A 21,063-nucleotide genomic window follows, 5' to 3' on the forward strand; every position below is an offset into this window, starting at 1 on the left:
TTACAATGGTTTACGCTACGTTCCTCATGATTCTTTGGTGGCGGGTTATGCGGTGACGGATCGGAACCCCGCCGCATGCGGCGGGGTTCCGTGCCTTCAGGCGCCCCAGTCGGCGATCATCCAGCAGAGCGCGAGAAAGGGCAGGGTGATCGCCAGCCCGATCAGCACCGATCGGCCGATCCCGAGCCGGAACGACTGGTGGTTGGCCGCCTTCACCGTCTCGATCTTCGCGCGATAGGCGGGGTCGCCGCGCAGCATGCCGATGTCGATCATCGATCCGTTCTTGAGGAAATCGAGGATTTCCGCGGTCTCCTCAGGGGCGAGGTTGGGGTGGTGATCGAGGAGGCCTGCGATGCGGGTGCGGCGCGCGAGATCGGCGCCAGTCTGTTCTTCCATGATAGATTCCTTGTCGAGCGCGCGTACGCGCCGGCGGCCGCGCGGAGGCGGCCGGTTTCAATGGTCAGCGGGATGTGCGGCTGCGCCGCTCAGGCAGCGCGTGGAGGCGCGCGGGCGCGATAGGCGCGGGCGGCGGTGTCGCCGCGTGGCGCAGTGGCGCCGGAGGGGGCGTGGAGGCCGCTCTGCACCGCCGGGATGGCAAGGGCGGCAATGCCGGACGGAAGCGGCGGTGTCGGGCCGTCACGGCCGTCGTCCGGCTTGGCGGCGTTGAGGCGCTGACCGGCGGCCTTGAGCGCATGGCCGGTCTCGCGGAACTGTGCGGCGAAGGGAGCGGGAAGGGTGAGCTTCGCCGCAATGGTGCCGGTCTCGATGGCCGCGGCTGGGCGGATCGCGCCCGTCGACGCCTGCAATGCCAGCAGTATCGCGAGCAGCGTCGTCCATAGCGCCCAGGGCGCGCGGCGTGCGGCGTGCGGAGAGGCGGCGGGCGCGGTCATCGTGGCGGATATAGGAACGCCGACCTGAAGGTCAGCTTAAGCGCCCCCCATCCCGGAATCGCGGATCGTCTCCATCGCGACGAAGGTGGAGGTGCTGGCGACGTGCGGGAGGCTCGAGATCCGCTCGCCCAATACCTCGCGATAGCGGCGGATGTCGGCGGTACGGACCTTGAGCAGATAGTCGAAGCTGCTTGCGATCATGTGGCATTCCTCGACCTCGGGAATCCTGAGCACCGCCTGGCGGAAGGCGGCGAGCGCATCCTCGCGCGTGTCGGAGAGCTTCACCTCGGCAAAGGCGATATGGTCGAGACCGAGCCGGGCGGGGTCGACGATCGCGCGGAAGCCGCGGATCGTGCCGTTGGCGATCAGTCGCTTCACGCGGACCTGGCACGGCGTCTTGGACAGGCCGACGCGCGCGGCGAGATCGGTAATCGCGATACGGCCATCGGCGCGCAGCACGTCGATGATCTTGTGGTCGAATGCGTCCAGAATGACCGGATCGGCGGATTTTTCGGCCATATTTGCCTTAGCGTACCTGGAAATGAAGGCGAAGTGATACGTCACTTGCCATTCAAAAGTCCAATCGCGGCGTGCAAAGCTGATAGGATGGTGCGATCACTCCGTTCACGAGGTTCTTCGATGACCGCGCCCTTCGCCGACTTCGCCCCGCCGATCCGCCCGCAGACCCCGTTGCGCGCCGCGATCACCGCTGCCTATCGCCGGCCTGAGCCGGAGTGTCTTCCGCCGCTGGTCGAGCAGGCAAGCCTGCCCGAGGGGTCGCGTGAGGCGGCACGGATCACTGCGACGACGCTGATCACCGCGCTGCGCGCCAAGCACAAGGGCACGGGCGTCGAGGGGCTGGTGCAGGAATATGCGCTGTCGAGTCAGGAGGGCGTGGCGCTGATGTGTCTTGCCGAAGCGCTGTTGCGGATCCCCGACGACGATACGCGCGATGCGCTGATCCGCGACAAGATCGCCGATGGCGACTGGAAGTCGCATATCGGCGACGGGCGGTCGCTGTTCGTCAATGCCGCGACCTGGGGGCTGGTGGTCACGGGCAAGCTGACCGGCAGCGTCAACGATGCGGGGCTGGGCGCGGCGCTGACGCGGCTGATCGCGCGCGCGGGTGAGCCGGTGATCCGCCGCGGCGTGGACATGGCGATGCGGATGATGGGCGAGCAGTTCGTGACCGGCGAGACGATCGCCGAGGCGCTCAAGCGGGCGCGGGCGCTGGAGGCGCGCGGCTTCCAGTACAGCTATGACATGCTGGGCGAAGCGGCGACGACGATGGCCGATGCCGATCGTTACTATCGCGATTACGAGAATGCCGTGCGCGCGATCGGCGAAGCCTCGGCAGGGCGCGGCGTGGTCGGCGGGCCGGGCATCTCGATCAAACTGTCGGCGCTGCATCCGCGCTATGCCCGCGCGCAGGCGGCGCGAGTGATGGGCGAGCTGTTGCCCAGGGTGAAGGCGCTGGCGGTGCTCGCCAAGGGCTATGACATCGGATTCAACATCGATGCCGAGGAAGCCGACCGGCTCGAACTGTCGCTCGATCTGCTCGAGAGCCTGGCGCTCGATCCTGACCTCAAGGGCTGGGACGGCCTCGGCTTCGTCGTGCAGGCCTATGGCAAGCGCTGTCCCTTCGTGATCGACTGGATCGTCGATCTGGCCAAGCGCGCCGACCGGCGGATCATGGTGCGGTTGGTCAAGGGCGCCTATTGGGACGCCGAGATCAAGCGCGCGCAGGTCGACGGGCTGCCCGACTTCCCGGTCTATACGCGAAAGATCTACACCGACGTCGCGTACATCGCCTGCGCGCGGAAGCTGCTGGCGAACCGCGACCGCATCTTCCCGCAGTTCGCGACGCATAATGCGCAGACGCTGGCGACAATCTACCAGATGGCAGGGCCGGACTTCGCCATCGGCGACTATGAGTTTCAGTGCCTGCACGGCATGGGCGAACCACTCTATGACGAGGTGGTCGGCGCGTCGAAGCTCAACCGGCCGTGCCGCATCTATGCGCCGGTGGGGACGCACGAGACGTTGCTGGCCTATCTGGTGCGGCGCCTGCTGGAGAACGGTGCCAACTCGTCCTTCGTCAACCGCATCGCTGACCCCGAAGTGTCGATCGCCGAGCTGGTCGCCGATCCGGTCGATCAGGTGCGTTCGATGGATGTCGTCGGTGCCAAGCATCCACTGATCGCGCTGCCTGCCGGCCTCTATGGCGCACGCCGCAATTCGGACGGGCTGGATCTGTCGAACGAGGTGGTACTGGCCAAGCTGGGCAAGGCGCTCGAGGCAAGCGCGGCCGCTGGCTGGGCGGCAGAACCTGCGGATCGGATCGGCACCTCGCGCCCGGTCTACAACCCGGCGGACGGCAAGGATGTGGTCGGCACGGTGGTCGAGGTGACGCCCGAGGCCGCTCAGACCGCAGTGACGGCGGCACAGGCGGCCGCGGCGGACTGGGCGGCGGTGGCGCCCGCCGAGCGCGCCGCGTCCCTCGATCGCGCGGCGGACCTCATGCAGGACCGGATGCAGATCCTCATGGGCCTGATCATGCGCGAGGCGGGCAAGTCCGCGCCCAATGCCATCGCCGAGGTGCGCGAGGCGATCGACTTCCTGCGCTATTATGCCGTGCAGGCACGCGCGACCCTGGGCACGGCGCACAAGCCGCTGGGCGCGGTGACCTGCATCAGCCCGTGGAACTTCCCGCTGGCGATCTTCACTGGGCAGGTCGCGGCGGCGCTGGTGACCGGCAACACCGTCCTTGCCAAGCCCGCCGAGGAGACTCCGCTGATCGCCGCGCAGGGCGTTGCGATCCTGCACGAGGCGGGGATTCCCGCGGAGGCGTTGCAGCTGGTGCCGGGCGACGGGCGGATCGGTGCGGCGCTGGTTTCGGCGCCGGGGACGCAGGCAGTGATGTTCACCGGATCGACCGAGGTCGCGCGGATCATCCAGAAGGAGCTGGCGAAACGGCTCACCGCCGACGGCGCGCCGGTGCCCTTCATTGCCGAAACTGGCGGGCAGAATGCGATGATCGTCGACAGCTCGGCGCTGGCCGAGCAGGTGGTGGGCGATGTGATTGCCTCCGCCTTCGATAGTGCAGGGCAGCGTTGCTCGGCACTTCGCGTCCTGTGCCTGCAGGACGATGTCGCGGACCGTATCCTGGCGATGCTCAAGGGGGCGCTGCACGAACTGTCGATCGGGCGGACGGACAGCCTCTCGACCGATATCGGCCCGGTGATCACCGCAGAAGCCAAGGCCAATATCGAGGGCCATATCGCGAAGATGCGCGGAATGGGCCGGGCCGTCGAACAGATCGAGCTGGCGGGCGATACCGCGCAGGGCACGTTCGTGCCGCCGACGATCATCGAGCTTCAGAGTATCGCCGATCTCGAACGCGAAGTGTTCGGGCCCGTGTTGCATGTCGTGCGCTACAAGCGCCGCGACCTCGACCGGGTGATCGATGCGATCAATGCCACCGGCTATGGGCTGACCTTTGGACTGCACACGCGGCTCGACGAGACGATCGCACATGTCAGCCAACGGGTGGAGGCGGGCAACCTCTACATCAACCGCAATATCATCGGTGCGGTGGTGGGTGTTCAGCCGTTCGGCGGACGCGGGCTTTCGGGCACCGGACCCAAGGCGGGCGGGCCGCTCTATCTCGGCCGGCTGGTTCAGGCGGCGACGGTGCCGACAGGCGTGGCATCGGCCAGGAGCGATCCGGCATTGCGCGACTTCGCGCTTTGGCTGGGCGACGAAGGCGAGGTGGCGCGCTTAGCCGGCGAGGCGTCACTGCTGGGGGCTGAGGTCGAGCTGCCGGGGCCGGTGGGCGAGCGCAACATCTATGCGCTGCATCCGCGCGGCAATGTCCTGCTGCTGCCGCGGACGCGCGTGGGGCTGCTCCAGCAGGTCGCGGCGGTGCTGGCGACCGGCAATCGCGCCGTGATCGGTAATCCGGCGTTGCGTGGCGAACTGGCCGGACTGCCCGAGCGGGTCGCTGCGCGCCTGAGCTGGGCGGACGACTGGCGCAAGGCCGGGCCGTATAGCGGTGCGCTGATCGAAGGCGATGCGGCAGCGCGGATGGCTGCGCTGGCCGATATCGCCGCGCTGCCCGGACCGATCGTGCTGGCGCAAGCCGGAACGCCGCGGCTCGACTGGCTGGTCGAGGAAGTCTCGACCTCGGTCAACACCACGGCGGCCGGGGGTAATGCCAGCCTGATGGCGGTGGCCTAGCGCCAACCGACATTCAGCCCATGCGGGGCTGCAAAGCGCGATTCTCTGCGCTCCGGTGCTCACGTACCTTTAGTACGCTGCGCTCCGTTACTCGATAATCACGCTTTCGCCTCCACCTGAACTGAATGTCGATTGGCGCTAGCCGTTGGGCAGGATCAGGTATTTCTCGCCCGTCGCGCGCCGGTTGTAAGCGGCGATGATGTCGGGCTGAACCGCCTGGTCGAGGGTGATGCGGCTGGTATAGGCGCTGGCGAAGGTCGTGCGGATCTCCGCCGCGACCTTGGCACGCATCCGCATCACCTCCTCGCCGCCAGCGTTCATCAAATAGGGGGTGAGCAGCCAGCCGCCGACGCCCCATTTCATCCCGAAGCCACGGCTGATCTCGGTCGGCGCCATGTTGAGGCCGCCATAGATATAGACCTGCTTCATCGTGCTGGAGCCGTAAGGGCCATTGGCGGGGTTGGTGCGGACCGCAGCGGCCTCCATCGCGTTGAGGATCTGGCCGGCGAGCTTGCCGCCGCCGATCGCGTCGAAGGCGAGGAACGCCTGGGTTTCTGCGATCGCGTCGATGAGGGTCGGCATGAAGTCGGGCGCGCTGCTGTCGATGACATAGGTGGCGCCGAGGCCGCGGAGCAGATCGGCCTGCGCCTGGCTGCGCACGATGTTGACCAGCGGGACGCCTTCGCTCTGGGTCAGCTTGACCAGCATCTGGCCAAGGTTTGAGGCGGCGGCGGTGTGGACGAGGCCGGTATAGCCTTCGCGCCGCATCGTGCCGATCATCGCGAGCGCGGTCATCGGATTGACGAAGGACGAGGCACCTTCCTCCGCGCTGACACCGTCGGGGAGGGGGAGGCAGTCGCGAGCGCGGAGCAGCCGGTATTGCGCGTAGAAGGCACCGCCCGCCGCCGCCACGGTTTTCCCGAGCAACGCCTGTGCAGCGGGATCGTCGCCCGCGGCGACCACCGTACCGGCGCCTTCATTGCCGATCGGAAGGGGGGTGCCGAGGCGTGGAGCGACCGCGCGACGTGCGGCTTCAGGGATGGGCGCGGAGGCCCCGTCGGCGGTGGGGGTGAAGCCATTGCCGTCAGCGGCGCTGAGCAGCACGGCGAGGTCGGACGGGTTGATCGGGGTCGCCTCGATCCGGATCAGCACTTCGTCGCCCGTCGGTGCGGGCACGGGGACGTCGCGGAGGGAAAGCTGGAGCTGGCCGTCCTCGGTGACGGTCGAGAAAAGCTGGCGCGCTTGCGCGGGAAGGTCGGTCATGCTGGCAATCCTCCTGGATACGCTTGCAGCATACCGTGAATTCTAAAATTTCTTCAAGCGGGACATTCGCGTTGCGAATCTTCTCGCCCCGTGCAGCACTTTACGTTAAGGTCAGTTCATGACCCGCGCTTCTGCTCCGTTCGATGTTCCGATCCCCGTCGATCCGGCGGACATCGACTTCATGGGGCATGTGAACAATGCCAGCTACCTCAAATGGGTACAGGAAGCGGTTCTGAGCCATTGGCAGAAGCTGGCGCCGGCTGAAGAGGTGGCGAAGCATCTGTGGGTCGCGCTCAAGCACGAGATCACCTACCGCAAACCCGCCTTTCTGAACGATGAGGTGGTGGCGACGGTGCTGCTCGAAAAAGTGCAGGGTGTCAGTGCCTTTTACGAGACGGTGATCCGTCGCGGCGACGAGGTGCTGGCCGAGGTCAAGTCGCGCTGGTGCTGTGTCGATGCGCAGACGCTGCGCCCGGCGCGGATCGCCGAGCATATCGTCGAGCATTTCTTCGGGAAGCGCGAGGGGTAAGCTTCAGGCGGGCTGCTGCTGCGTCGCGCAGTGGATGCCGCCGCCCGACGCGCCCAGCGCATCGATGTTCAACTGGACGATCGTGCGGCCGGGATAGAGCGCCGCCAGCGTTTTGCGCGCTTCGCCGTCGGCATGCGCGTCGCCGAACTGCGGAGCGATGACCGCGCCATTGCAGACATAATAGTTGATGTAGCTCGACACGAAATCCGGATCGCCGGAGCGGATATCGACCGGGTCGGGCAGGCGGATGATCTCCAGCTTGCGGCCGCGCGCATCGGTTGCGCCTTCGAGGACTGCGAGCGTCTGGTGCGCGGCGACCGACCACGGATCGTCGCGGTCGACCTGCTCGTCGACCTGGATAAGGACACGGCCGGGACCGACGAAGCGTGCGAGCGAATCGATATGATAGTCGGTGATGTCGGCGCCCTTGACGCCGGGCGCCCAGATCATCTTCTGCGCCCCCAGCGCAGTGCCGAGCCGCGCGGCGATCTGATCGGCGGAGAGGCCGGGATTGCGGTTGTCGTTCACCCAGCAGCTGGCATGGGCGAGCATCGTGCCGACGCCATCATGCTCGACGCCGCCCTGTTCGCCTACCACGCCGCTGTCGATCAGCGGCAGCCCGAGGCGCGTGGCGACCGCGCCCGCGATCCGGCCGTCATTGGCGTGGCGCTGCTTGTTGCCCCAGCCGTTGAAGCGGATGTGGGAGACGGCGAGCCTGCCATCCGGGGCGCGGACGAAGGTGGGGCCGCTGTCACGGCACCAGAGGTCGTCGGTGGGAATATCCCAGAATTCGACATCGCGGCTGAAGCGGGCGCGATCGAGGCCGCGCGCGCCGGGTGCGGCGAGCAGCGCCACCGGCTCGAACGCCGCGATCGCATTGGCGATGCCGACGATCACCGACTGCACGGCAGCGAGATCGCGCGCGCCATAGACGCCGACTGCGGCGGGCCATTGCATCAGCGTGCGTTTGTGCGGCGCGCTTTCGAGCGGCATTTCGTAGCGTGGAGCCGGTGCGGGGGCATCCTTCGTGCATGCGGTGGCACCGCCGCCGGCGAGCAGTGCACCCGCCTTGAGGATTTCGCGCCGGGTCATGCCCGCCCGCTTACAGCCAGCGCGGAACGCTGTGGGCGTAGTCGATATAGGCCGCGCCGAACTTGGCGGCCATGTAGCGTTCCTCGCGCAGCACGACGCCATAGTGGATCGTGACGCAGAGCGGGATCAGCATCCAGAACACCACCGGTGCGTTGGCCGCGACGGCGAGCGCGCAATAGATCAGCGTCATGCCCAGATACATCGGGTTGCGCGTGAAGCGGTAGATGCCCTGCGCGACGAACGCGGTGGTGGGCTGCCAGGGCGGGGCGGGGGTGCCGGCGCGGCGGAAACGCAGCACCGCCGCTACGATCACGGCGGCGCCGACAAGGATAAGGGTTGTGACCACGGTCCAGCGCAGCGAGACGGGCATGTCCAGGCCTTGCGTGCGCACCACCAGAAATTCGAGCGCGAGGCCGAGGGCCAGGAAGCCGAGATAGATCAGCGGGGGCGGCGCGAGGACGCCCGCAGTGTCGCGTGCGGGCTGGGCGGCGGGCGTGGTGTCGGTCATCCCGGTCCTTTAACCGGCGGAATCGAACTTGTCGCGCTTGCGTTGACCGAACAGCAGGCGGCGTTCGAGATGCAGGCGCGCCGCGGCATAATAGGCTTCGAGGAAATCGCGGTCGTGGCTCCAGCTGCCGCCTTCGTCGCGGCGGCCGATTTTGCGGCGGATGACGCCTGCGACGGTGATGAGCGTGTCGGGATCGTTGCGGTGGAGCACATCCTCCAGACGCTGGATCTCGAACTGGCCATAGGTTTCCAGTTCCTGCGGCGTGAAGCCATAGGCGTCGATCGCGTCGCGATCGTTGGCGGCGAGCAGATCGGGCGCGATCTTCGGCCGCTCATTCTCCACCACCCAGGTTCCCGCGATCAGGTCGCCCGCGCGCAGCCGGTCGCGGTTGAACAGCGGCATGAAGATGAAGATCGCGGTCCAGCCCAGGCCAAGCAGGCCGAGCCATCGGTTGCTGAACCCCTCTGCCTGCGCGACCATCAGGAAGATGAGAGGGAGGAACACCTCGACCTCGCGCATCAGGTTGCGTGCGAGGATCGCGCCGCCGGTCAGCCGCCCGCCGTCGCGCGCGACGACCCGCAGCTTGAGCGCGCGCTTGCCGGGCGTCGCAGCGCGCGTGCCGCTTTCGAACAGCGTGAAGTAGAAATTGCGCAGCAGGAAGAAGCCGAGCAGCCAGATGATCGCGGCCGGACCGCCGCTGCCGGTGCTGCCCCAGAGCGTGATCGCCCCGGCCGTGAGCGCGATCAGCACCACGAGCATGATCAGCGCATCGATCGTGAACGCACCGGCACGTGCCCCGGCGGTGGCGAGGCGGAGGTGCAGCGTCACCCCCTCCGGCGTCACCAGCGCGCGCGTACGGCGCTCGATATCGCTGGCGCGGGTCGGCTTCATCTTAGGACGTCTAGCCATGCGCGCGACGGCCTCCGAGCGCGAAATAGGCGACCCAGATCGCGAACATCGTCGCGGCGATCGCGTAGCGGGCGGAGTCGCCGGTGATCAGCTGGCGCGCGAACCCTTCGAGCAGACCCGCGACGAGCAGCATGATCACCACACCGATCATCACCAGCGCGGCGCGGCGGCCCGCTTCGCCCGCGGCGGCCATGCGGGTGCGCTGCCCGGGAAAGGCGACGGCGCGGCCGATATGCAGGCCCGCGGCACCGGCGAGGATGATCGCGCTGAGTTCGGTCGAGCCGTGGATCAGCAACCATCCGGTGAAGCCGTAGCCCAGCCCCTTGGGCACGAACACCGCATACATGGCGCCGAGCAGCACGCCGTTGCTGGCGATCAGGAAGAAGGTGGGGATGGCGAAGGCGAAACCAAGCGCAAATGCCAGGATCGAGATCTGCGCATTATGGGTGAAGAGGTAGGTTGCGAATACCTCAAGCCCGCCTTGATTGGGCGCGTCATAGAGGGTCGAGCGGAGATATGCGGCAGTGGCGTTCATGTCGCGCCCGCCCGACATTTCGGCAGGAACGAGTGCGTTGAACCACGCCGGATCACTGACCACGAGGAAATATCCGGCTAGCGCGCAGGCAAGGAACAGCGCGCCGATCAGCAGCGTCTCGCCGAGCATGCCGCGCACCGCGGCGGGCCAGCCATGGGTGAAGAAGCCGCCGATCTGCCGCCAGAGCGGATCGCGGCAGCCGTAGAGGACGAAATAGGCGCGGGTGGAGAGGCTCTCCAGATAGGCGGTCATCGACGCGTCGAGCGAGGTTTCGCGCGCGATCGACAGCGCCGACAGCGTGGCGCGGTAGAGGCGCGGAAGCTCGACCAGATCATCGTTGGTGAGGCGTTTCGGTGATTTCTTTTCGACCAGATCGAGCAGCGCTTCGAGCCGCTGCCAGTCGGCCTCGCGCTCGGCACGGAAATGGCGGACGCCGAAGGCGGGGGTTGCTGCGCTGCTCATGGACGTTCGCGGTCCCGGACATAGCGTTCGGCGAGGGCGAGGGCGAGATCGTCGGGCGCGGCTTCGAGCACGTCGATACCGAGGCGGCGGAGACGTTCGATGACGATGCGGCGCTCGCGGATCAGGCTGTGGGCGATGTTGGTGCGAATGACGTCGTCCGCCTCTGCCGGGCGCGCGTCGAGCAGCGCGTCCAGTTCGGTGTCGTGGAACAGGACGAACAGCACCCGGTGGCGCTTGAGCATGCGTGCCGCGGCGGCGATCATCAGCTCGGCGGCGGTGGGATCGGTGAATTCGGTGAACAGGATGACGAGGCTGCGGCGCTGGAGCCGCTGATCGAGGGTGACCAGCGAGAGCGTGTAGTTGCTCTCCTGGGTGCCATAGTCGATCTCAGCCGCCGTGCGGTGGAGGGTTGCGAAGCCCGCTGTGCCTGAAACGCTGCCCGAATCCGCGCTGGGGCGGCCGGCGAAGCCGAAGAGACGGACCTGATCGCCCGATTTGAGTGCGACGAAGGCGGCGAGCAGCGCCGCGGAGACGGCGCGGTCGATACGCGGCTGGCCGTCCACCGGCTCGCTCATCGCGCGGCCGCAATCGATCGCGAAGACGACGCTGTTGTCGCGCTCGGTCCGGAATTCACGTGCAAGCAGCGAGAAGTGGCGCGCCGATGCCTTCCAGTCGATCGCGCGGCGCTCCATGCCCGGCTGGAAATCGGTGAGTGACTGGAATTCGGTGCCGTCGCCGCTGTCCGGGCGGATGCGTGTGCCGAACTGGCGGCTGCGCAGGAACTGACGCATGCCCTGCTCACGCACGGGGCGGAGGCTGGGAAGGACGCGAATTTCGTCATCGATCGCGCGGCTGCGTTGGCGCCAGGCGAGACCGAGCGGGCCTGCGGCGCGGCCCCAGATGCGCGCGACCTTCGCCGTGCCCCGGCGGCTGGCCGACCAGGTGAGGGGAGCATCGGCGGGATCGAGCGGCGCGCCGACGTCCGCGGCATAGCGCAGGCCGCCTCCGCCAGCGGGCGAGAGCTGGACGCGGTCGCCGACCTCGACCGAGCCGGGCGGCGAAACGGCAAGATCGGCATCGCGCAGCCGCGGGGCGAGCGCACCGTCGAGGGCGGTGAGGACGAGGATCGCGAACACCCAGAGCAGCGCCAGCAGCCACCCGTCCGGGCGCATGACGCCGAGCACCAGCGCCAGCGGAGCCCCCGCCAGCACCAGCGCCACGGCGCGCTGGGTGGGAACGATCAACGCGGCGCCTCGACCCGGTCGATGAGCTGGGCGACGATATCGTCGGCCCGGCGGCCGTCGATCTCCGCGGCGGGCGAGAGCACGACGCGGTGGCGCAGCAAGGGCTGGGCGAGCAGCTTGACGTCATCAGGGATCACATAGTCGCGCCCCTCCAGCGCCGCGGCGGCGCGCGCGGCGGCGGCAAGCGCCGAGGCGGCGCGGGGGCTGGCGCCATTGGCGATATCGGGATGGCCGCGCGTCGAACGGATCAGTGACACGACATAGGCGATCACTTCGTCGGCAAGTCGGACTCCGAGGACCGCCGCGCTCGCTGCAGCAATACCGGCGTGGTCGGCGACCTGCGCGACGCCGCTATCCTCGGGCCGGGGCGATCCGGTTCGGGTGCCATATTGCGCGACGATCGCGCGTTCGGCTTCTTCGCCGGGATAGTCGATCGCGAGTTTGAACAGGAAGCGGTCGAGCTGCGCTTCGGGCAGGGGATAGACGCCCTGCTGCTCGATCGGGTTCTGCGTTGCAACGACGGTAAAATGATCGGACAGTTTTTCCGTATCACCGTCGATGGTTACGGTACGTTCCTGCATCGCCTGAAGAAGCGCGGCCTGGGTCTTGGGCGGGGTGCGGTTGATCTCGTCCGCCAGCAGCAGTTCGGTGAAGACCGGGCCGCGCTTCAGCTCGAAGGTCGAGGTCTGGAAGTTGAACAGGCTGGTACCGAGAATGTCGCCGGGCATCAGGTCGGGGGTGAACTGGATGCGCCCGAACTGAAGGCCAAGCGTGCGCGCGAAGCTCTGCGCGAGCAGGGTCTTGGCGGTGCCCGGCGCACCTTCGAGCAGGACATGGCCGCCCGAGAGCAGCGCGACGGTGAGAAGGCGCGTCGCGACCGACTGGCCGACCACGGCCTTCGATACCTCGGCATCGATCGCCGCGCCGAATGCGCGGACGTCTTCGAGTGTCATGCCTTCACTTCCTTTCGCCAATCGTCGAGTTTCTGCGCCGCGTGGAGCAGCTCCGCCTCGGTCTTCGCGTTGCGCACGCGGTCGATCGTGGCGGCATAGGGGGTCTGGGTCGGGAGCGCGTCGAGATGTGCGTCGAGCGCTTCGCCTTGCAGGGTGCGGGGCAGCGCGAGGCGGCGCGCGGCCCAGTCGCGAACCGAATCGGCATAGGCGTCGCCGCCTTCGCGCACCCGCTGGGCGCGCCGGGCGAGGCTGACGATATTCTCGATCAGCGCGCGCTTGCCGAATGCGACCGCGCGCGGTTCCCGCCGCGGCGGGCCGAAGCGCGCCCAGGTCGCGATCCCGGCGAGCAGCGCCGCGGCAAGCAGCGCAAGCGTGACGCCGAGGAAGGGCGGCTCGAACATCAGCTGGGCGAGATTGCGACCGCCCGGGCCAAAGGGAAGCATCGTGTCGAACACGACCGTCCCCGGATTGTCGGGGTCGAGCGCGGCGAGCAGCGCGATTGCGGCGAAGGCGTTCTGGCGCTCCGCAAGGCCGAAATTGTTGAGCAGATCAGGGTCGGCGAGGATGTAGACGTGCGTGCCCGGCAGCTCGGCCAACACGGCGCTCCCGTCCGATGCGGTGATCAACGGGTAGATCTTCTCGCCATCGATCGACTGGACGGTCTCCGGCGTACGAAAGGGGCGCAGGTTGAGGCTGGTGGGGTAGCGCAGCGACACCTTCTCGGCCTGGCGCATCTCGACCTTTGTGAGCGGGGCCAGCATCTGGGCGAGCACCGCCGGCGGGGCGCCGGTGAGGCGTTCCTCTCGCCTGGGGCTGCGCTTCTGGGGGCGGGTCGTCCATTTGGGCAGGACGATCAGCACCGGCGCCGTCTCGTCGGCCGCATCACTCAGTGCCGCCATGAGCTCGTCGGGTTTGGTGCGGAGATTTGGAGTGAGGATCATCAGCCCGTGTTGCGGGCGGTCGGTGGCGTCGCCCGACAGGCTGACGGTGCCGCCCGATTTTTCGATCAGGTCGCTGAGGCCCCTGAAACCCGTCGCGAAGCGCGAGGCAGGGCTGGGGGTGTTGCCGCGCTGCCGCTCGATCCGGTCGCCATAGGCGTTGACCAGCAGGAAGCCGAGCGTCAGGACCAGCCCTGCAACGATCAGCAGCAGCACGGTTCGCTTGCGGAAGGGGCTGGTGGTCTCGCTGCTCATCGGCGGCGTTCGCTATTGGCCAGCGCGAAGCCCGCATAGTCGGCGCGGGCGCGGGTCCAGTCGGCTTCACCCAGCGCGTTGCCGCCGAACAGGCTGCGCTCGACATCGGCGACGATGCGGCGGAACACGCTGCGGGCGGTGTCGGGCAGGCTTTCGAAGGCGGCGATGTCGCGGCTGGTGAGCGAGGGGCGGAGCGAATCGCCGCGCCACTTCTCGATATCCTCGATGCTGCGGTGGAGGATCAGGCGGACCGCTTCGGCATAACGGCCGGTTGCGGCGAGCCGGTCAGCCTCGTCGAGCAGCGCGCGCGCGACATGGGCGTCGGGTGCCCAGCGTGGAGCCTCGGGTACGACCTCGCCCCGGCGCAGCAGGCGTGCAGCGAACCATTCGCGGACCGCGGGGAAAAGCGCGAGCAGGATCGCGATGGCGACCACCGCGATCGCAGTCCACATCAGCACATACCAGCCGCCTCCGACCCAATCGACAAAGCGGCCGAGCGACTGGAACAGCTCGATCAGCCAGCGCGGGGGCGGGTTGGCGGGGTCGGGCTGTTGCCAGGGGAGGTCGAACTGGATCGACGAATCGGCACGGACAGCACGATGCGCGGCATCGATCGCTGCGGGGTCGCCAAAGGCGGCCGGCTGCGGGGCGCTTCCCTGTGCGGCCGGTGCCGTTGTCACGCGAATCCCCCCATCGCGACGGTTGGAGCAAATAGCCAAATTGCGCGCAACGCTTTTCGCTCCTAGAGTTGCTGTCAGTCAGGCGGCACCGGCCTGCTCCCCCACCCGGCCACCCACATCATACTGCCGTTGGGTGGCCAGGTGGGGGAGCGGGCCGGTGCCGCTTCAACTAAGCTGAAACAGATAGACGAGCAGGGAGGCAGCCAAGTTGATCCGTACCATTATCGGCGTCACCGCCGCCGCGAGCCTCGCGGCTTGCGCAGCCAGCGCGGAGGACAAGCCCAAGAGCGCCGCATCGGACGCGCCCGCGCAGCGCGGTCCCGGCAAGGGCAAGGGGTTCGATCACAATCCCTATCCTTCGACCTATCGGGCCTATCCGGGCGTGCCCACGCTGCTGACCAACGTCACCATCCTGGACGGTGAAGGCGGGCGGATCGACAATGGCGCGGTGCTGTTCCGCGACGGCAAGATCGTCGAGGTCAGCCAGACGATTGCGGCGCCGGAAGGCGCGACGGTGATCGACGGGCGCGGGAAATATGTGACGCCGGGCGTGATCGACGTGCACAGCCATCTTGGCGACTATCCCAGCCCCGGCGTGCAGGCGCATTCGGACGGTAACGAGATGACCGGACCGGTGACCGCCGAAGTCTGGGCTGAGCATAGCGTATGGCCGCAGGATCCGGGCTTCAGCCGTGCGCTGACCAATGGCGGCGTGACCACGCTGCAGATCCTGCCGGGCTCCGCCAACCTGTTCGGCGGACGCAGTGTGACGCTCAAGAACGTCTATGCGCGCACGATGCAGGGGATGAAGTTCCCCGGCGCCCCCTATGGCCTCAAGATGGCGTGCGGCGAGAACCCCAAGCGCGTCTATGGCGGCAAGGGGCGGATGCCTTCGACCCGGATGGGCAATATCGCGGTCGACCGTGGCACCTGGGCCAAGGCGCAGGAATATAAGCGGCGCTGGGACAAGTACGAGGAGAAGGGCGGCGAGGCCCCCACGCGCGATCTGGCGATGGACACGCTGCGCGGCGTGCTCGACGGCGAGATCATCATCCACAACCACTGCTACCGCGCGGACGAGATGGCCATCGTCCTCGATATGGCGAAGGAGTTCGGATACAAGGTCGGCACGTTCCATCACGCGGTGGAGGCCTACAAGATCGCCGACCTGCTCAAAGCCAATGGCACCTGCGCCGCGGTATGGGCGGACTGGTGGGGCTTCAAGATGGAGTCCTATGATGCGATCGGCGAGAATCTCGCGATCCTCGAGCGCGAAGGGGCGTGCGGGATGATCCATTCGGACGACGCCAACGGCATCCAGCGGCTCAATCAGGAGATCGCCAAGGTGCGCGCGTCGGCGAAGCGTGCGGGCTTCGACGTGTCCGAGGAGACTGCGTGGAAATGGGCGGCGATCACGCCGGCCAGGGCGCTCGGCATCGACAAGGTTACGGGCAGCCTGAAGGCAGGCAAGATGGCCGACGTGGTGCTGTGGAACGGCAATCCGTTCAGCGTCTACACGAGGCCTGAGAAGGTGTGGATCGACGGTGCCTTGCTTTATGATGCACTCGATCCGAAACGGAGGCCGGTATCGGACTTCGAGCTGGGCCAGCCGGGTGAGGGAGACGTGAAATGAAGGCGCTCCTTCTGACAGCAGCAGCGGCGCTGGGCGTCGCGGTTCCCGCCGCCGCGCAGACTGTGGCGGTGACCAATGCCAGGTTGGTGATCGGCGACGGTTCCGCTCCGGTCGAGGGCGGCACGGTGGTGGTGCGCGACGGGCGCGTGGTTGCGGCCGGGCGTGGCGTCGCGGTGCCGGCCGGCGTTCCGGTGGTGGATGCGGGCGGACGCTGGGTGACGCCCGGCATCTTCGCCGGTTTCACCCGCATGGGCATCGTCGAGGTCGATGGAGTCAGCGAGACCAACGATGCGGGGGCGGGCAGCTCGCCCTTCAACGCCGCGATCGACGTGGTACCTGCGGTGAACCCCAAGACGAGTGCGATCACGCTCAACCGCGCGGAGGGGATCACGCGTGCTGTCGTGGCCCCGCAGGCACGCGGATCGATCTTCGGCGGACAGGGGGCGATCATCGACCTGGGTTCCGATATGGACGCGGTGACCAAGGCACGCGCCTTCCAGTTCATGGAATATGGCGAGACCGGCGCCGCGCGCGCCGGCGGCAGCCGCCCGGCGGCCTATGCAATGCTCAAGAACATCCTGTTCGAGGTGCGCGACTATGCCCGCGTGCCGGGCAGCTTCGCCGATCGTGGCAAGGACGCGCTGCTGACCCGTGCCGATGCGCAGGCGCTGGTTCCGGTGGTCAACGGCACGGTGCCGCTGCTGGTCCATGTTGAGCGCGCGTCGGACATTCTGGTGATGCTCGACCTCAAGCGCGAGGTGCCGGCGCTCAAGCTGGTGCTGGTCGGCGCGACCGAAGGCTGGACCGTGGCGCGGCAGATCGCCGCGGCGAAGGTGCCGGTGCTCGCTTCGGCGCTGGCCGATCTGCCTGCTTCGTTCGAGCAGCTTGCCGCCACTCAGTCGAACATCGGACGGCTGCAGGCGGCGGGGGTGATTGTCGGTATCGGCATGATCAATGACGACGAGACGCGCCAGGCGCGGCTGGTGAAGCAATATGCGGGGAATCTTGTTGCGCTGAGCAAGATTCCGGGGGCGGCAGGCCTCGACTGGGGACAGGCATTCGCGTCGATCAGCTCCAAGCCGGCCGAGGCGATGGGGATGGGCAGCGAGTTCGGATCGTTGCGTCCCGGCCGCCGTGGCGACGTGGTGGTATGGGACGGCGATCCGCTGGAAATCGGTACCGCGGCCACGCGCGTGTGGATCGACGGGGTCGAGCAGCCGCTGGCGACGCGGCAGGACAAGCTCAAGCAGCGCTACTTCGATCCGAAGGAAGGTGCTCTGCCCAAGGCGTACGAGCGCTGAGCGTGGTCGAGAAAGCCGGCAGCTTCGCGGTCGAACCGCGGCGCGCCGGCCGCCCGCGTGACCCCGCCAAATATGGTGCGATCATCGAAGCTGCGCGCGCGGCCTTCTTCGCGCGCGGTTTCCATGCCGCGACGATCGAGGACATCGCGCAGGCGGCGGGGGTTTCCAAGGTAACGGTGTATAGCCGCTTCGGCGACAAGGAGACCCTGTTCGAAGAGGTGATCCGCGCCGAAAGCGGGCGGATGGCGGGGGTGTTCGACGACGGAGTCGCCGCGGGCCGGTGCCTCGAGGAACGGCTCAACGCCTACGGCATCATGCTGATGGAATTCATCTTCAGCGAGGAGCATATCGCGGTCGATCGGGTGCTGATGAACGAAATCGCCCAGTCGCGACGGCTGGCGGAGCGTTTCTACCAGGCCGGGCCTGCGCTATGCATCGGACGGCTGGCGGATGCGCTGAGCGAGGCGGCAGATCAGGGCGAGATCGAGATTGACGACCCCTGGATGGCAGCCGAGGATTTGTGCGGCCTGTGGCAGGGGCTGTCGGACATGGGGATCAAGCTGGGGCTTGAACCCGCGCCATCGCCGGAGGTGATCCGCGCCCGCGTGGAACGCGCGACGCGGCTGTTTCTGAAGATGGTCGGATCGAAGCCGTGACGATCGGCGTTATCGCCGTGAAGGAGATAGGAAACATGCGGAAAATCGGTGTGGCGATGGCCGGAGCGCTTCTGCTCGGTGCATGCGGCGGCGCGGAGAAGGCGGAGAATACGGCAGCGGCTGTCAATGCCGTCGTGGAGAATGCGGCGAGCGCGACCAATGTTCAGGCAGAGGTGCTCGCGCTGGCGCCGGCGGCGCGGGACGGCGTGTTCCTGCGCGCGGTGCGCGATGCGGGTTTCAACTGTCAGGAAGTGACGCAGACCGAGCGTTTCGATCCGGTCAACGGCAACCCGAGCTGGCGCATCTATTGCGGCAAGACCCCGCACATCATCTCGATCACGCGCGATGGCACCGCGAAGATCATCAGCCGGACGGACGCCAACTAGCCCGAAAGAAAAAGGGGAGGCGGGGCGAACCCCACCTCCCCATCGAGTTGGGGGCATAATTCAGAGGCCGACGACGCCACCGTCATTCTTGGTGATCGCGACGATCGCCGAGCGCGGGCGCGTGCCGGCGGGCGCCGTGCCGCTGGCCTGATTGGCCGGCCAGGCGCTGGACGGCGCAGCGGGCGTGCCGTTTTCACCCGGATGCTGGATGCCGACGAACAGTGTGCGGCCATCCGGCGTGCTGTCGACGCCCGTAATCTCGCACTCGACCGGGCCGATCAGGAAGCGCTTGAGGGTCGTGTCGCTCGCCAGTGCGCCGCGGCGCGTGGCCTGCGTCGCGGTGGCGCCGCCGGTGCCGCGGTTGGTGATCGTCACCGCCGCGCCGTCGCCGACCGTGCCGGGGATCGCGACCAGCATCTGGTTGTTGGTGCGATCGGTGAAAGCGCCATCGTCGGTCTGGATCCACAGCAGCGGCTTGACCAGGCCGCCCGCGTTGGTCGGGCGCGAGAACCACAGACCATCGGGGCTGGAGAAGTCGTTGGCGGCGGTGAGGCCCGAGATGTTGACGTCGCTGTTCGAATCCGCCGAGTCGGCGCCGAACAGGTAGATGTCCCATGCGAAGGTGAGCGAGGCGGGGTCGTCGCCGGTCTCGCGCAGACGCAGGATATGGCCGTTCGGGTTGCCGAACTGGGCCGAGTTCGACGGGCCGGTCGGGTCGTTATAGTGGCGCGGGTTGGCCGCGTCGGTGCCGGTGATCGGGCGGGTCGCGGCATTGTTGTTGGTGAGGGTGAGGTAGATCTCACCCGTAGCCGGATTGGTCGAAGTCCATTCCGGGCGGTCCATCTTGGTTGCGCCGACCGCGTCGCCGGCAAGGCGGGTGTTGACGAGGATGTCGGCCTGGCTCTCGAACACATATTCGACGTCCGAACCCTGCGCCGGGCGGTTCGGGACGGTGCCGAAGGTCAGCGGAGCCCAGCTGCCGGTGCCATTCGCTGCGAACTTCGCGACATAGAGCGTGCCGGCGTCGAGATATTTGTCGCCGATCGACAGACGGTTGGCGTTCTGGGCATCGGCCGCGTCCCAGTTCGCGTTCGAAACGAACTTGTAGAAATACTCGCCGCGCGAATCGTCGCCGAGATAGACCGCAACCTTCTTGCCCGGGGTCAGCTTGCCGGGCCAGGCGCCCTCATGACCGAGACGGCCGAGCGCGGTGCGCTTCCGCGGTGCAGCGGCCTTGTCATAGGGATCGAACTCGACGCACCAGCCGAGCTGGTTCGGCTCGTTGCGATAGTCGGCGGTGGCCGACGCGCCGGTGGCGCGCGCGTCCCAGCGCTTGAAGGTCGTGTTCGACGCGTCGGCCGGAACGACCGAAGCCCAGGCATAGTTGCCGTTGGTGCTGGTGACGCCGTAGCGGCGCAGCGAGACCAGTTCACGCGGAGTACGCGCGGCGTTGTCCGCGCTGGGGCGCGCGAAATAGCCTGCCCAGTTTTCCTCGCAGGTGATGTTGGTGCCCCAGAGGGTATGGCCATTGGCGCAATTGTTGACCGTGCCGCGGCCGGTGGTGCCGTCGTTCGAGAAGGCGGTGAACAGCCAATGGGTGCCCTTCACCGGCCCGTTGAACACGACCGGCGTGTTCGGGGTGATGCGGCGGTTGAAGGTCGAGTTCTGGACATAGGTCCAGGCGCGGTTTGCACCCTCGACATATTCGGTGACCGACACGCCGTGCGCCTCGATCTCCTTGATCGCTTCGGCCTCGGGGCGGGGCAGGGTGTTGGTCGGGCCGGCGGGGTGCAGATACTGGACGTTGAGGTTCTCGTGGTTCTGCACCATCAGGCCGCGGACCGAATTATTGTCGTCGCGCGCGCCGGCGGCCGACAGGCCGTACCAGTAGAGCGCGTCGCCATGGTCGCCGATGCGCTGCGCGAAATTGGTGTCGGTGCCGTCATTCTTGTACGCGGCGACGCCCGTGGCGATCGGATCGCCGAGACGGGTCATCACGGTGACGGTGTAGCCCGCCGGGACGGTGACGACGTCGTTCTTGTTCTTCGACAGCGAGGCGAAGCCAAGCGCGGCGGGCGAAACAGTGACCGTGGTGGTGCCCTGCGTCGTGTGGCTGGCGCTGTCGGTCGCGCTGTACTGGAAGACGAGTGCGGTGGCCGCGGCTACGCTGGGCGCGATGAAGCTGGCATTGAGCGAGCTGGCGTTGATCAGCGTGACCGCAGGGCCGCTGGTCTGCACCCAGGCCGAAGTGATCGGGCCATTGTCGGTCACGCTGGCGGTCAGCGTGACGACCTGACCCGAATTGGCGCTGCCCGACGAGCCGACCGAGGCGAGGTTGGGGAAGGGGTCGGCATCGGCATTGGCGTTGTCACATGCAGCGAGAATACCGCCGCCGAACACCGCGACGGCAGCCGCGGAGGCGCCCGAGCGCAGCGTGTCGCGGCGCGAGTAGCGCGCTTCGATCAGCGCGTTGAGCGTGGGATTGGCGGTGTTGTTGGTATCGACGTCGCCGTCGCTATATCCAATGGCCAGATCGGTGCTCTCGGTCATGTTGTGAGACCCCCTTTATGATCCGAATCCGGTACGGATG

Annotated in this window: 19 protein-coding genes; 6 read left to right on the forward strand and 13 right to left on the reverse strand. The window is 67.4% G+C overall.

The annotated features are described in order from the left end of the window. Positions 1–96: 96 nt before the first annotated feature. The 3 genes from AC07TU_RS09285 to AC07TU_RS09295 form a co-directional block, all read right to left on the reverse strand. Positions 97–396 carry a hypothetical protein gene (locus AC07TU_RS09285; protein WP_495187616.1) on the reverse strand — a complete coding sequence of 100 codons (300 nt, stop codon included), beginning with the start codon at positions 394–396 and terminating at the stop codon, positions 97–99. Between the two features lie 89 nt (positions 397–485). Beyond that, positions 486–890, reverse strand: coding sequence for a hypothetical protein (locus AC07TU_RS09290; protein ID WP_495187617.1), 405 nt, complete (start codon positions 888–890; stop codon positions 486–488). Between the two features lie 36 nt (positions 891–926). Further along, on the reverse strand, positions 927–1,409 hold the full coding sequence (locus AC07TU_RS09295; RefSeq protein ID WP_495187618.1) for an Lrp/AsnC family transcriptional regulator: 483 nt from the start codon (positions 1,407–1,409) through the stop codon (positions 927–929). Positions 1,410–1,529: 120 nt separating this feature from the next. Between AC07TU_RS09295 and putA the strand changes: the two genes are divergently transcribed. After that, positions 1,530–5,129, forward strand: a complete 3,600-nt coding sequence (gene putA / locus AC07TU_RS09300; protein WP_495187619.1) for a trifunctional transcriptional regulator/proline dehydrogenase/L-glutamate gamma-semialdehyde dehydrogenase — start codon at positions 1,530–1,532, stop codon at positions 5,127–5,129. 138 nt (positions 5,130–5,267) lie between these two features. On the opposite strand, the gene AC07TU_RS09305 is transcribed toward putA, so the two are convergent. Continuing rightward, on the reverse strand, positions 5,268–6,392 hold the full coding sequence (locus AC07TU_RS09305) for a zinc-binding dehydrogenase (RefSeq protein WP_495187620.1): 1,125 nt from the start codon (positions 6,390–6,392) through the stop codon (positions 5,268–5,270). 118 nt (positions 6,393–6,510) lie between these two features. Here AC07TU_RS09305 and AC07TU_RS09310 point away from each other — a divergent pair, with 118 nt between their 5' ends. Next, on the forward strand, positions 6,511–6,921 hold the full coding sequence (locus tag AC07TU_RS09310) for an acyl-CoA thioesterase (RefSeq protein WP_066580508.1): 411 nt from the start codon (positions 6,511–6,513) through the stop codon (positions 6,919–6,921). A 3-nt stretch (positions 6,922–6,924) separates the two neighbouring features. On the opposite strand, the gene AC07TU_RS09315 is transcribed toward AC07TU_RS09310, so the two are convergent. The 8 genes from AC07TU_RS09315 to AC07TU_RS09350 are packed head-to-tail and all read right to left on the reverse strand — an operon-like array spanning position 6,925 to position 14,497. Continuing rightward, complete coding sequence (locus AC07TU_RS09315; protein WP_495187621.1) at positions 6,925–8,013, reverse strand: agmatine deiminase family protein; 1,089 nt, start codon at positions 8,011–8,013, stop codon at positions 6,925–6,927. Positions 8,014–8,023: 10 nt separating this feature from the next. Next, the gene (locus tag AC07TU_RS09320) at positions 8,024–8,521 is read right to left on the reverse strand and encodes a methyltransferase family protein (protein ID WP_495187622.1); all 498 of its coding nucleotides are present in this window, start codon (positions 8,519–8,521) and stop codon (positions 8,024–8,026) included. A 9-nt stretch (positions 8,522–8,530) separates the two neighbouring features. Then, positions 8,531–9,412 carry an RDD family protein gene (locus tag AC07TU_RS09325; RefSeq protein ID WP_495187623.1) on the reverse strand — a complete coding sequence of 294 codons (882 nt, stop codon included), beginning with the start codon at positions 9,410–9,412 and terminating at the stop codon, positions 8,531–8,533. A gap of 10 nt (positions 9,413–9,422) precedes the next feature. Then, positions 9,423–10,427, reverse strand: coding sequence for a stage II sporulation protein M (locus tag AC07TU_RS09330; RefSeq protein ID WP_495187624.1), 1,005 nt, complete (start codon positions 10,425–10,427; stop codon positions 9,423–9,425). After that, the gene (locus AC07TU_RS09335; protein WP_495187625.1) at positions 10,424–11,671 is read right to left on the reverse strand and encodes a DUF58 domain-containing protein; all 1,248 of its coding nucleotides are present in this window, start codon (positions 11,669–11,671) and stop codon (positions 10,424–10,426) included. Before AC07TU_RS09335 ends, AC07TU_RS09330 begins: the two co-directional genes overlap by 4 nt. Continuing rightward, entirely contained in the window at positions 11,668–12,624 is a 957-nt protein-coding gene (locus tag AC07TU_RS09340) for an AAA family ATPase (RefSeq protein WP_495187626.1), read from the reverse strand. The genes AC07TU_RS09335 and AC07TU_RS09340 overlap by 4 nt, the downstream gene beginning before the upstream one ends. Further along, complete coding sequence (locus AC07TU_RS09345) at positions 12,621–13,817, reverse strand: hypothetical protein (protein ID WP_495187627.1); 1,197 nt, start codon at positions 13,815–13,817, stop codon at positions 12,621–12,623. The genes AC07TU_RS09340 and AC07TU_RS09345 overlap by 4 nt, the downstream gene beginning before the upstream one ends. Beyond that, positions 13,814–14,497 carry a DUF4129 domain-containing protein gene (locus AC07TU_RS09350; RefSeq protein WP_495187628.1) on the reverse strand — a complete coding sequence of 228 codons (684 nt, stop codon included), beginning with the start codon at positions 14,495–14,497 and terminating at the stop codon, positions 13,814–13,816. Before AC07TU_RS09350 ends, AC07TU_RS09345 begins: the two co-directional genes overlap by 4 nt. A gap of 208 nt (positions 14,498–14,705) precedes the next feature. Here AC07TU_RS09350 and AC07TU_RS09355 point away from each other — a divergent pair, with 208 nt between their 5' ends. From AC07TU_RS09355 to AC07TU_RS09370, 4 genes are read left to right on the forward strand one after another with little or no spacing between them, the layout of a single operon-like run. Then, complete coding sequence (locus tag AC07TU_RS09355; protein ID WP_495187629.1) at positions 14,706–16,130, forward strand: amidohydrolase; 1,425 nt, start codon at positions 14,706–14,708, stop codon at positions 16,128–16,130. Then, on the forward strand, positions 16,127–17,431 hold the full coding sequence (locus tag AC07TU_RS09360; RefSeq protein WP_495187630.1) for an amidohydrolase family protein: 1,305 nt from the start codon (positions 16,127–16,129) through the stop codon (positions 17,429–17,431). The genes AC07TU_RS09355 and AC07TU_RS09360 overlap by 4 nt, the downstream gene beginning before the upstream one ends. A 2-nt stretch (positions 17,432–17,433) precedes the next feature. Then, positions 17,434–18,087, forward strand: coding sequence for a TetR/AcrR family transcriptional regulator (locus AC07TU_RS09365; RefSeq protein ID WP_495187631.1), 654 nt, complete (start codon positions 17,434–17,436; stop codon positions 18,085–18,087). Positions 18,088–18,122: 35 nt separating this feature from the next. Next, positions 18,123–18,473, forward strand: a complete 351-nt coding sequence (locus AC07TU_RS09370; protein WP_495187632.1) for a hypothetical protein — start codon at positions 18,123–18,125, stop codon at positions 18,471–18,473. 60 nt (positions 18,474–18,533) lie between these two features. On the opposite strand, the gene AC07TU_RS09375 is transcribed toward AC07TU_RS09370, so the two are convergent. Continuing rightward, entirely contained in the window at positions 18,534–21,023 is a 2,490-nt protein-coding gene (locus tag AC07TU_RS09375) for a PhoX family protein (protein ID WP_495187633.1), read from the reverse strand. Positions 21,024–21,063 lie beyond the last annotated feature (40 nt).

This window comes from Sphingomonas sp. GW821-FHT03E12 (assembly GCF_059420685.1).

Coding starts and splice junctions, on each gene's coding strand:
- AC07TU_RS09285 (WP_495187616.1), bottom strand. CDS start 396: ATGGAAGAACAGACTGGCGCCGATCTCGCGCGCCGCACCCGCATCGCA.
- AC07TU_RS09290 (WP_495187617.1), bottom strand. CDS start 890: ATGACCGCGCCCGCCGCCTCTCCGCACGCCGCACGCCGCGCGCCCTGG.
- AC07TU_RS09295 (WP_495187618.1), bottom strand. CDS start 1,409: ATGGCCGAAAAATCCGCCGATCCGGTCATTCTGGACGCATTCGACCAC.
- putA (WP_495187619.1), top strand. CDS start 1,530: ATGACCGCGCCCTTCGCCGACTTCGCCCCGCCGATCCGCCCGCAGACC.
- AC07TU_RS09305 (WP_495187620.1), bottom strand. CDS start 6,392: ATGACCGACCTTCCCGCGCAAGCGCGCCAGCTTTTCTCGACCGTCACC.
- AC07TU_RS09310 (WP_066580508.1), top strand. CDS start 6,511: ATGACCCGCGCTTCTGCTCCGTTCGATGTTCCGATCCCCGTCGATCCG.
- AC07TU_RS09315 (WP_495187621.1), bottom strand. CDS start 8,013: ATGACCCGGCGCGAAATCCTCAAGGCGGGTGCACTGCTCGCCGGCGGC.
- AC07TU_RS09320 (WP_495187622.1), bottom strand. CDS start 8,521: ATGACCGACACCACGCCCGCCGCCCAGCCCGCACGCGACACTGCGGGC.
- AC07TU_RS09325 (WP_495187623.1), bottom strand. CDS start 9,412: ATGAAGCCGACCCGCGCCAGCGATATCGAGCGCCGTACGCGCGCGCTG.
- AC07TU_RS09330 (WP_495187624.1), bottom strand. CDS start 10,427: ATGAGCAGCGCAGCAACCCCCGCCTTCGGCGTCCGCCATTTCCGTGCC.
- AC07TU_RS09340 (WP_495187626.1), bottom strand. CDS start 12,624: ATGACACTCGAAGACGTCCGCGCATTCGGCGCGGCGATCGATGCCGAG.
- AC07TU_RS09345 (WP_495187627.1), bottom strand. CDS start 13,817: ATGAGCAGCGAGACCACCAGCCCCTTCCGCAAGCGAACCGTGCTGCTG.
- AC07TU_RS09360 (WP_495187630.1), top strand. CDS start 16,127: ATGAAGGCGCTCCTTCTGACAGCAGCAGCGGCGCTGGGCGTCGCGGTT.
- AC07TU_RS09370 (WP_495187632.1), top strand. CDS start 18,123: ATGCGGAAAATCGGTGTGGCGATGGCCGGAGCGCTTCTGCTCGGTGCA.
- AC07TU_RS09375 (WP_495187633.1), bottom strand. CDS start 21,023: ATGACCGAGAGCACCGATCTGGCCATTGGATATAGCGACGGCGACGTC.